9 protein-coding genes and 1 pseudogene are annotated in these 11434 nt (G+C 45.8%); 3 read left to right on the plus strand and 7 right to left on the minus strand.

The annotated features are described in order from the left end of the window. From KDK17_RS01320 to cydC, 3 genes and pseudogenes are all read left to right on the plus strand, one after another. Positions 1 to 195: pseudogene (locus KDK17_RS01320) on the plus strand (tRNA (cytosine(32)/uridine(32)-2'-O)-methyltransferase TrmJ); the annotation flags it as partial. Between the two features lie 212 nt (positions 196 to 407). After that, the gene (gene cydD / locus KDK17_RS01325; RefSeq protein WP_257287168.1) at positions 408 to 1910 is read left to right on the plus strand and encodes a cysteine/glutathione ABC transporter permease/ATP-binding protein CydD; all 1503 of its coding nucleotides are present in this window, start codon (positions 408 to 410) and stop codon (positions 1908 to 1910) included. Continuing rightward, positions 1903 to 3591 (plus strand): cysteine/glutathione ABC transporter ATP-binding protein/permease CydC, encoded by a 1689-nt coding sequence (gene cydC / locus KDK17_RS01330; protein WP_257274683.1) that lies wholly within the window; start codon positions 1903 to 1905, stop codon positions 3589 to 3591. The genes cydD and cydC overlap by 8 nt, the downstream gene beginning before the upstream one ends. Positions 3592 to 3607: 16 nt before the next feature. On the opposite strand, the gene KDK17_RS01335 is transcribed toward cydC, so the two are convergent. The 7 genes from KDK17_RS01335 to KDK17_RS01365 form a co-directional block, all read right to left on the minus strand. Next, positions 3608 to 4507 carry a hypothetical protein gene (locus tag KDK17_RS01335; protein ID WP_257287169.1) on the minus strand — a complete coding sequence of 300 codons (900 nt, stop codon included), beginning with the start codon at positions 4505 to 4507 and terminating at the stop codon, positions 3608 to 3610. A 232-nt stretch (positions 4508 to 4739) separates the two neighbouring features. Then, a complete protein-coding gene (locus KDK17_RS01340; RefSeq protein WP_257287170.1) occupies positions 4740 to 5195 on the minus strand; it encodes a GNAT family N-acetyltransferase in 456 nt (151 codons plus the stop codon). Between the two features lie 102 nt (positions 5196 to 5297). Next, positions 5298 to 5825, minus strand: a complete 528-nt coding sequence (locus KDK17_RS01345) for a GNAT family N-acetyltransferase (protein WP_257287171.1) — start codon at positions 5823 to 5825, stop codon at positions 5298 to 5300. 357 nt (positions 5826 to 6182) lie between these two features. After that, positions 6183 to 7304 (minus strand): hypothetical protein, encoded by a 1122-nt coding sequence (locus tag KDK17_RS01350; RefSeq protein ID WP_257287172.1) that lies wholly within the window; start codon positions 7302 to 7304, stop codon positions 6183 to 6185. A gap of 313 nt (positions 7305 to 7617) precedes the next feature. Next, complete coding sequence (locus tag KDK17_RS01355) at positions 7618 to 8736, minus strand: hypothetical protein (protein WP_257274689.1); 1119 nt, start codon at positions 8734 to 8736, stop codon at positions 7618 to 7620. 371 nt (positions 8737 to 9107) lie between these two features. Continuing rightward, a complete protein-coding gene (locus KDK17_RS01360; protein ID WP_257287173.1) occupies positions 9108 to 10256 on the minus strand; it encodes a hypothetical protein in 1149 nt (382 codons plus the stop codon). Positions 10257 to 10651: 395 nt separating this feature from the next. Further along, positions 10652 to 11434: hypothetical protein (locus tag KDK17_RS01365; protein WP_257287174.1), on the minus strand; the 783-nt coding region annotated here is incomplete at its 5' end.

Genomic DNA, 11434 nt, shown 5'->3' on the forward strand with positions numbered 1-11434 from the left:
CACCTGGAAGAGACGCTGAACAAGATTAACTTTATCATCAAACAGCACCCGGGCCTGGTAATGACCCGTCTTCGTCGCCTGTTCAACCGAGCCAGACCTGAAGCCAAGGAGCTGAATATGCTCAGAGGCATCCTCGCCGCTGTCCAAAAGTCAGCCGGCAGTGAAAATACTCCAGCAAAAAAAGCTAAAGAATGACCACCAAATAATTGACATATGTCGTTTTATTACTGATTCCTGACACGTATTCAATTGGGCTGCGTGGTTTGTTGTACGGTTCAGGGACTAGTAGTGACAAGCTCTCAATGGCAGATTCGCAAACAGTGCTGCCTTGAGAGCAGCAGGAGCAGCAAATGAAGACCCCGTAAGCAATCGCCAGAATTTTTTAGGGTATTCTGTTACTTTCCGGGTTGGTTGTCAGGGAAGTCATTCGTGGAGCCATTCTCAACAAGCTAAAAGCTCTGGGCCCTCTGGTGATTGCTGAGCAGCCTGCAGGCAGCTGGTCGACTATGGTGGTAGAGCAGGTGGAAGAGCTACAGGAGTTTGTTGCTCGCTACATTCCACAGATGGCTCTGGCGGTATTAATTCCTTTGGTCATTTTGATCGTGGCCTTTCCAATGAACTGGACTGCCGGTCTGATTTTCTTGGGGACAGCCCCTTTGATTCCAGTGTTTATGGCATTGGTAGGAATCAAGGCCGCTGAGGCGAATCGACGGAATTTTCGGGCCTTGAACCGACTGGGAGGCTTCTTTCTGGATCGTTTGCAGGGGATGGAAACGTTAAGGCTGTTCCAGCGCACCCGCCATGAGCACGAGTCTCTGAAAACGGCCAGTGAAGATTTTCGACATAAAACCATGCAGGTTCTGCGACTGGCCTTTTTATCTTCCACGGTGCTGGAGTTTTTTGCGTCTGTTTCCATTGCCATTCTCGCCGTTTACCTGGGAATGAGTTTTCTGGGCTATCTCAATTTTGGCAGTTATGGTGCCGGGGTTAGCCTCTATTCCGGTTTATTCCTGCTGTTGTTGGCACCTGAGTTTTATCAACCTCTGCGTGATCTGGGAACGCATTATCACGCTAAATCAAAAGCAGTAGGTGCAGCAGAACTTATCCTTGAGACGCTTGAACGCGAAGAGTCCAGGGTGCATCAGGGCAAGGGTTCGTTGGCCATGGAGACGCCGGTTTCACTCAATGCAGAGCGTCTGACGGTTCAGGGTAGTGTCGAAGGCAGAGCATTACTCAAGGAAGTCTCTTTTGACATTGCGGCCGGCGAACGGGTGGCCATCATTGGTCCCAGCGGGGCAGGTAAGTCGACGCTGGTTAACACCCTGATGGGATTCTGGAACTATCAGGGCAAAATCAGGGTCGCCGGAGAAGACCTCTCCAGCTTTTCAATGGATAACTGGCGTAAAAGAATCGCCTGGTTGGGGCAACAACCCATGATTATCCATGGCACGGTCTATGAAAATGTTTCATTAGGTCGTGATCTGGATGAGTCTCAGGTCAATCGGGCTCTGGCAAAGGCTCAGGCTATGGAGATTGTCGAACAGTTACCAGGGGGGCTGAACGCTCTGCTGCAAGAACAGGGGGGTAACCTTTCTGTAGGGCAGGCACAGCGAATAGCGTTGGCAAGAGCCATCGCTGAGCCGGTGAAACTGTTAATTCTGGATGAGCCAACAGCCAGTCTGGACGCCTACAATGAGCGCCTCGTTCTGGATGCTCTGGAAGCCATTGATCCGGAATGTACGGTGATCACTGTCACTCATCGGCTCAAGCAAATTGATTCGATGGACAGAGTGTTGATGCTTGAAAACGGGCAGTTGGTCGCCGATGGTGAACCAGGTGTTCTCAAACGGGAGTCTGCGGTGGTGCAAGCCTTTGTGGCTGGTTTAGCAGGGAGTCTTGATAATGAGTGATTTGCTGCCTTATTTAAAGCTTTATCGCAGGCACTGGGGTGCTCTGTCTGTGGGTATGTTACTGGCTCTGGCGACCTTGCTGTTCAGTCTTGGGCTGTTGGCTTTGTCTGGCTGGTTTATCACGGCAACGGCTCTGGCGGGTCTGACGGTTGTGACCGCTCAGACGTTTGACTTCTTCTCTCCCGGTGCGGGGGTTCGAGGTTTTTCGATCGGTCGTACTGCTGCCCGATACTTTGAACGATTGGTGAGTCACGATGCTACCTTCAAGCTGTTGGCCTGGCTGAGAAGCTGGTTCTTCGAGAAACTGCTTCCACTTTCTATGACTCAGTTGAAGCGCTATCGAAAAGCTGAGTTGCTGAACCGTCTTGTGGCGGACGTTGATGCTCTGGATCAGCTTTATCTGAGACTGTTCAGTCCGGTCACTGCTGCGGTGCTGGTTGTTATTCTGCTTTCCCTTGGACTGAGTTTCTTCAGTCCTGTACTGGGCCGGGGGGCGATACTGCTGATGGGCGTCTGGCTGATCGTGCTACCCCTGATGTTCTATCGCCTCGGTTACAAGAGTGGTCGGCAACAGGGCAAGCTGATGGGGGAGCTGAGACAAAAAGTCCTGGACTATCTACAGGGCATGGCTGAATCCAGAATTTATGGTTCAGAAGTCAGGATGAGAGAACGTACCGACGCTACTGAGCAACATCTGCACCATACCCAAAAAAAAATGTCGAGACTGGAAGGGCTGGGTGGTGCGTTGATGTTGGCCGGGGCTGGCATTTCAGCGGTCATCATGCTGTATCTTGCCGCAGGAGAATATCAGCAGGGTGTTATTTCCGGGCCCGTTATGGTTATGTCGGTTTTTGCGGTGTTGGCAGCTTTTGAAGCATTGATGCCTTTGCCGGGTGCTTTCCAGTTTCTTGGCAACACCCAACTGGCCGCTTCGAGGCTGACCGAAATCCTTGAAGAAGAAGCCATTGAATTTGGAGATAAAACCCTACCGGATGCCTTCAAAGGCCAGATTGCTTTTCTGGATGTCTATTTCCAATATCCAGCCGCAGCGGTCAGTAAGACAGAGGGTCCGATGATTCTGGATGGCATCAGTCTTGATATTCCAGCAGGTCAGCATCTGGCATTACTGGGTAAAACGGGTTGTGGCAAGTCAACACTGATCCGAATCCTCACCCGACAGCTCACGGGGTTTGAAGGCAGAATCGAGGTGGGTGGCATTGCCATTAATGACTATTCCGAGGCTTCACTCTATCAGTTGTTAACGGTGATTCCCCAGCAAACCCACGTGTTCAGTTCGACGCTCAGGCAAAATCTGAAAATGGCCCGACCCGAAGCGCAGGACAGTGAACTTTTGGAAACGGTCAAGGCGGTAGGTCTGGATCGTCTGGCAGCGGCTGAAGGTGACCATAACTTGCTCGATCTATGGCTGGGGCAGGGTGGGGTTGCTCTTTCCGGAGGAGAGCAGCGCAGGCTCGCGATAGCCCGGGCACTTTTGAAAAAGGGTGAAGTGTTGATTATGGATGAAGCCAGTGAGGGGCTTGACCCGATCAGTGAGGATCATTTGATGAATCAGATTCTGGACGCATACCGGGATAAAACCGTCATTATGATTACCCATAAAAAGGCCATGCTGGAGCGCATGGACCGCGTGATTCAAATGGATGGCGGGCGCGTTGTTTAGCCGGGAAATTCTATGGTCATGACGGTTTTTTTGGACGCCCTCTCTCGTCCAGTTCTGTATCGAAGTCGATCAGGTTGTCATCGTTGCCTTGTCGCTGGCTGAGAAATTGCGCGGTCTCTTGTTTTTGACGATCACTGATCACTTTTCTGAGTAAGCTGAGCTCGGACAGTCGATGACTGTCAGGGTTGGTCGCCAGTTCATCCCGGCAGGCTTTCAAGAGTTCGATTTGCTCGCGGGGGGAATAGTGGCCTATAAAACTGTCCATATACCGATCGGCCGATTCCCGGTCATGATTCTGATTGGGAAGAATTTCGTGATAACGCCCCTTTCTTTCAATCTCATCCGGGCTATCTGTCGGCAATACCGTCAGGCTTTCCCCTTGATCATTGGCTTCAGGGGGATTCATTAGCTTCACTGCAACACTCAGGCGCAGGGACATGCGAGCCGCATCATTGCGATTAAGGCCCAGGCTGGCAAATTGTTCCATCTGCCAGGGGATGAGTTCTGCCACCAGAAAGTGTTCAGGGAAAGGTTGATCGTTTTCAATGCACCAGAGGGCAAAACTGTACGGGTCTTTTTGCCAGAGTTCCCGGGCTAGTTGAGTGCGCTCGACAAGCTCCTGTTCCGGGACTTTAACAGGAATCAAATGCTGGTCAACCAGTCCTGCCCCGGCAACGCTCCGGGCCCAGCGGCATTCGTGAATTTCCCGCTCATTGATCTTTTTATCGCTGAGCCAGCCACGGCCCCTGAGCATGTCAGCCAGTTTAAGACCGAAGTCCTTTACCTTTCTGACCATGCGCCTCCCGAGCCAGCGAGGCTTGTCTTCAGGTTCGGGCGGCTGCCGGCTTGTCGGAATAGTTTCCCGGAGGAGGTCCTGTCGGAGTGTGTTCAGGCAGTTTTCAACGCTGGTGGCCATGGTTCAGTCCCTGTAGAGCCGTCCTTATTATGTTTTAGAAACAAACATTTTCAGTATAGAAGGCTAATTATGCCCGTCTTTTATGGCAGCTTATTATGCAGATAGCGATCGATTTTATCAGGCACTGTCAATAAAAGAGGGTTGAGCCGTAGCACTTCAGTGTGGACTTTAGGCAAAGCTTCATCTTCATACTCATGGGCGATAGCGTCAGGTAATACCCGGCGATATGGGATTACAGTTTTTTTGAAAAGAAAAGGCTGTTGGGGTCTTCCTGATAATTTCCAAAAGGTGAACAGGGCTCAAAACCAAAGCGCTCATAAAGCTCACAGGCTGGTTTGAAGTGGTCCATGGAGCCTGTCTCCAGGTACACGGTTTTATACTGTCTTCGTTCCGCTTCACTGAGAATATTTTTCAAGAGAGCCGAAGCCACACCCCTTCTGAGAAAGCCGGATGAGGTCTTCATGGACTTGATTTCACCTTCATGGGGCGAGAGGGCTTTCAAGGCGCCACAACCGGCCAGACTGCGGTTTATCCAGACGGACCAGAAGGTAATATCTGGCGAGCGCAACGCCTCAATACCCAGAGCATGAACGCTTTCTGCCGGTGACTGAGTGTGCATATCATCCATATGCTCCTGGAGAAGATAAGCAATTTCCTGGCCCTGCAGGTCGTCTAGTTTTATTTCCATAAATAATTCTTTTACTGCCGAATGGTTGTTGAAACTGGAAAGTGGATGCGGTGATCCGTCGCTTGCGGAGTGACAATCTTGATCCTGACCACTTCCGGCGACTTAACCTGAATGATTTCGATCCAGAACATAATATTTTACGGTATCCATATCTTCTTTTACTTTTTCAAGAATTTCCGAGGTGGATCGAAAACCGAGTCTCAAGAGTACCCGCTCGGACTTTACGTTCTTAGTGAGTGCTCTGGCGCGGATCTGGTTGAATGGCAGCTGCTCAAAGGCATGGCTGATGAGTGATTGTCCGGCTTCAGAGCAATACCCCTGCCCCCAGTAGGGCAGTCCCAGCCAATAGCCCAATTCAGCTTGTGTGTGGGTGGTGTTAGTCAACCCAATGGCTCCCAGCAGTGTGTCTGATGATTTCAGTGTGATGGCATAGACGAAAGCATTGTTTTTTTCTCTCAGGCTTTCATTATCCTTAATCCATTCTTCTGCCAGGCCATCAGGGTAGGGGTGGGGTATGTTTTCGGTCAGTCTGGCTACCTGCTCTTCTCCAGCGAGTATTTCTACCTGGCCAGCGTCTTGCGGAGTGAAAGCCCTGAGGATTAATCGGTCTGTGGTAATTATCTTTTCCATAATGTCAGACTCTTGTTGTTGCTTCTTGTCTGATATCCTGCCATGAATTTAAACATAAATCCTTTGTTTTAAAGCTTTTTTGAGGTGATGTTCAAGTCACTGACATGACTGAGCGTTGGTTCTTTCATCAAAAGCACTCAACAATATCGTCCATTGAAGAGTGCCTCAGAAAAACACAAATCTTGAGTATCTGGCCAGTTGGGTACGCACATTCTGGTGAGTGGGTTTTGTCATCCACCAAGGCACTCATCCCAGTTACAATGACTGAGCCTGGCCTTATTTACGTAGCCAGAACTGGAGCGCAGCAGGATGGAAAAAAACCACCGTCCAGATTTGTGAAACCAACTGGTTAGCTGCTCATAACAGGTGGGTGATGGATTGATAGATGGAATTTGTATAAATGTATTCTCTCTGATCATCTGACAAATTTTTGATACCGCTTCTAATTTGTCCAGCGAGTGATTTAACCGAGCTTGATGATCGATCAAACCCCTTCTCCGTTTTCAGGCTGGCAAGTTTTCTTATGGCATCAACTAACGCCTTAAAATCCGGTTCCATCATAAACTTAGGGCCTTTACCTCCTTGAAAGGGGTCCTGTCCGCCACCGGCTCCACCACTGGCACCAGCGCCTTTGCCATTTTTGCTGCTTTTTCCACCGCGTCCATGACTACCACCTCTATGGCCATTGCCATTATTCTTACTTTTGGCGCCAGCGCTTCCATTGCTTCCTCCTGAGCTGGCTTTATTTTTATGCGCTTGTCGGATCTTGTTGTCAGGGACTGTGAAGTCAGCTGCACCCAAATACAATCCGGTACAAGCTGGAAGACCCATATCTGAAAAGCCAACACCTGAGACGTCGCCAGAAATCATTTTGCCAAACAGTGCAAGACCCGAATGGAAGCAGCCACTGATGGTGGGTTTGAGTTGAGAGCGGTCAATAATGAAACCCTCTTCGATAATGACATCGCCCGGCAGTTCCAATAGAACCTCTTCTTCATACCCCGGAGATGCCATTAAGGTAGGATTCTTCGATGTTAAGCCATCAGAATAATCATCATCGCCGGCACGGGGAGAATAGATCGGATAATACTTGCCTTTGTGGGAGGTGGGTTCAATGTTTGATGGTGAAATAAATGAGACATCTATCTCCTTTTGTTTTTGATGTTCCTGCGTTATGGAAACGCCTGAGTCTGACACCGGAGAGGGTTTCAAAACAATGGGGAGTCTGACATCGACAAGAGAAACTTTTTTGTTATGTTCACTTAAGGGAAGAACAGTAATATTGCATTTATTATCAATCCATTCGCCATAGGCACCGCCAAGACTGGAGGGTGAGTTAGCCTGATTGAAACGCTCTCCATACTCTTCACACAAGGTGTCCACTGGTAACCCATAGGAGCTCATCGACATGGAAAACGAAACAGCCAGAAACAAAGAAGGGGTTAATGCGTTTGAGAAAGAAGGAAATGGTTTATTCAACGAAAACCTCACAGTTTTTATATTACAGTTTTGTCATTAGTTGTGAACTAATCAAAGTAGTTTAAAAACAGAGAGTTGTATGGATTTTTTTTGTTAAGGTATAGTTACCAGTCTTTATTTTGGTCATCGGTCTTTGACTGTCACTATTCAAGACAACGGAGCTTATTAACCGTTGACCATACCGGTTCTTACAAATGATCCTTGACTGAAGTCTCAAGATTTTCTTCTCCTGAGAATCAGATTTCATCTTGATTAGCTTAAGGACTACCAAGTCTGAGAAATATGAATGAGAGGAATTAGCTTAACCTGATGTTCAGTTTGAGTGCTCCAGTCCAAAGAGCACATAATTACTAGGGGTATCACTCTGATAACCTGAGACATCGGTTTCATTTTCTCTTGAGCTAGCACAATTACATGCGCCGTCACAATCACAGGTTTTTACTAATTCTGAATAATGTGGAGGGGGTTGGTGAGCTATAACATCGTAATTATTAACCACCATCGTCAGTGTGTAACCATGAGCGCTAACCGCAATCGCCAATACCTGAATATCTTCGTCGGATACTTGATTAAGGTGGTATTGTACTTTAATCCCATTAGTGAAAATGAATGATACAAAATGTGATGGTTGCAGGCTTTCACTATGACTTCTGTCATTTCGACCTTGCACAAGAATGACAGCCGGTAAAGCTTCATGGGATAACTCAGGTATTATCAATTTTAACCTCTGGTTGGTTGATCGGTTTAGCTGACCTATTATCCATTTTTGTGCTTGTGAAGTATTCAGGAAAAGCTCAACTATATGGGTGTCATCATCGAGAGCTTCTCTACTTAACAAAAAAAGTGTTTGAAGATTATTTGTTCTAGCTCTATGAGTCATAATGCGTCTATCGATAGTTCGATGTTCTGGAAAATTGCTTGGTGTTGCTGCCTGCAGTGCTCTCACCCTTTCTTGCTGATTTTCCAAGTCATGTGAATGTAGCTCGTATGCTACTGAACAAGGTTTACAGAAAATGCAACATAATAATTCTGAAAGACTGCATGTTGTTGTTGTCGTTTGACCTCTTAGTGTGTAACGAGTTCGGACGGTATGTTTAAGGTCATTAAGGCCGTTGCCAAATAAGCTATAAAAGAAATCTGGTACATTATTACTAGTATTAGTCTGGTTAAAATGTATTTGAGTTTTAGAAAATACGTCATAATGGTCGCAATCACGCCCGGTATCAACAGAGTCCAGTTGATCGGAGTCATCATAATTACGCATTCTTACACCATCACTATACTCGCTGGAAGTGGATGATGTGGCTGTACCAGTGAGTGTTAAATGGCCATGATTTTCCAGCTTCCAGTTAAACTGTAACTCTTTTGAGTTTGAATGAGATGATAGTAAGCAAAGCAGGAATAAAACAATAAAACTGACGTTTGTTTTCACTTTTAACTACCTGTTTATCATTAGTAAAATTTTAGATATTGGCAGTTAAGAATAGTTCAAATGACTTATGTGAAAAAACTTTCTGGAGTTCTAACGATAACTAACCGTACCTGAATGTTTAAAAAAAAGAGAAGTGTTTGGTTTTTTTGTTAAGGTATCGTTGCTTTTACCCGTCTTTATATAATTGTCGTCGGTCTAAGCCCATCACTATTCCCAACGACGGAGTTATCTATCAGCTTACAATGATAGCTCTTAGCAATGCTGTTGATTTATGTCTCATAAACTTCTCAACCCGTGGATAGGGTTTTCTCTTGATTAGCGGCAAGACGATTCTCCCTGAGAAATGTGAACGTAGCATAACCTGATGTTCATTACTGCTTCACATTAAACTCGTCATCCGCGTCTTGACATTCCGGGTATCTATGCATTTCATTCTCTTCTTCCTCTTGGGGCATTTCTTGTTCATTAAACAGGGTGTAGGTGGTTCGGAACGCATCCATATTGAAATTGCCATCCTCGTCTTCGGTTTCCCGGGAGTCTGGTAATAAGACGTGAATTTTCTTCTTAGTGGGCTTGTCTTCGCGTTTCAGCCGCGAGGAGCGGTGCAACTCCATATTGAAATCGCCATCCTTGTATTGTGATACCATCGAGCGTAATATTTCACGAGCATCCTTCATGGTGAGCGTGTTTTCCACTTCCGGCCAGTGACACGCTGCTTCCAGCTCTGCAAGAGTGGCTCCGGTATTATTATTTCTTAAGGTGGCACAATTACATGCTCCACCACAGTAACAGTTTCCTGTTCCCGGGAATTGTGCAAAATGTGGAGGAGGTTGGTTAGCTTTAGCGGAAGCATCATAATGATCGATGGTGAATGTCAGGGTATAAAATTTAGAGCTAACCGAAATCGCTAATACCTGAATGTCATTGTCGGGTGATTTCCTGAGGTGATATTGTACGACAGTTCCTTTTTGAAAATATAATGATAAAAAATGAGACGGTTGCAGGTTTACACTATCATCTTCAATGCTTTGCTGTTGTACAAGAATATTAGCGGGCCTGGCCGTATTGAATAACTCAGGAATTATCAGCTTAAACGTCCTGTAGGTCAGAGAGTTTAGTAGCTGATCTATTATCCATTGTCGTGTTTCTGGAGTATTCAGGAAAAGGTCGAATATATGGGTATCATGGTCTATTGCTTTTGTATTTGACGATAACAGCTTTTGATCATTATCGGTCACGGCTATATAAGATCGAGATACAGAGCGGCCAACGATACTTACATGTTCTGGCAAACTCTCTGGCGTTGCTGCTTCCAGCGTTTTCACCCTTTCTTCATTCTTTGGTAAGTTTTGAAAAAACATACTGCTAGTCGAAATAAAAGGCGTATTAAAAAAGCTTAACATTTGGATAATATTACGTGCTGTTGTTTTCGTTTTACCTCTTAATGTGTAACGAATATGGAAACGATGCTGAAAGTTATGTTGGCCATTTCCTAATAAGTCACGAAAAAAAATTGGCACACGATTGGCCGTGTTATGCTGATTAAACTCTATATTAGCGGAAGAGGTCAGTCCGTAAGTGACAAAACGATCCCCGGAAATATAACTAAAACATCTGGTGGGGTCATCCCAATAGCATTTTCTTGTACCCTCACTGTGACTGGAATGAGTGGATGATGTGGCTGTACCACTGAGTACTGATCGCCCCAAATGCTCCAGCTTCCATGTAAAGTGCAGGTCATTTGAGTTTGAATAAGATGATAGCAAGCAAAGCAAGAGTAAAATGATTAACCTGACGTTTGTTTTCAATGTTAACTACCTATTTGTTACTAATATCAATCTTCAGACATTGGCAGCTGAGAATAGCACGTGCAGCTCATCTCACTATTTTTTTTGAGGTTTTTACAACCTTGTACTCATTTTGACTGCTCCAGAGTAAAAAACACACTATCAGTGATGCTGTCACTCATGTTCTCATTCATGTTGTCATTCTGATAATCTGACTCATCTGTATGATTATTTCTTGAGTTAGCACAGTTACATGCTCCTCTACAATGACAGGGTTCGACGAAGAATAATGGTTCTTCCGATGAATAATAAGTTGTCATAGGTTGGTTAGCTAAAGCATCATAATTATCAATAACAAATGACAGGATATAAGAATCAGAGCTAACCGAAACCGCTAATACCTGAATGTCATTGGTGGGTAATTTCTTGAGGTGGTATCGCACAACAGGTCCGCCACGAAAGATTAATGTTAAAAAATTTGTTGGTTTCAGGTCATCGTCACCTTCACTGTCGTTTTCACTACTTTGCTCTTTTACGACAATCTCAGCAAGTCTGGCTGTATTGAATAACCCGGGTATTATAATAAATTCATGCGTCTTGTAGGTCTCAGAGTTTAGATGTGCTTTTATCAATTTTTGTGTTTCCGGATTGCTCAGGAACAGGTCAAATATATAGATATCATCGTCTACAGCTTCTGTGCTTGACGATAAAAGCCTTCGAATATTATCGGTCAAAGCTATATGGGTTATAGAGCGGCTATCGATGCTTACATGTTCTGGCAAATGGTTTGGCGTTGCTGCTTCCAGCGCCCTTATTCTCGCTTCCTGCTCTGGAATGTCTTGATTAATCGTCTCGCTTCTCAAAAAACAAGGAAAGCAGAAAATGCAATATAATAATTGAACAATATTACG

The sequence above is a fragment of the Endozoicomonas sp. SESOKO2 genome (assembly GCF_024606245.1).
Lineage (GTDB): Bacteria > Pseudomonadota > Gammaproteobacteria > Pseudomonadales > Endozoicomonadaceae > Endozoicomonas_A.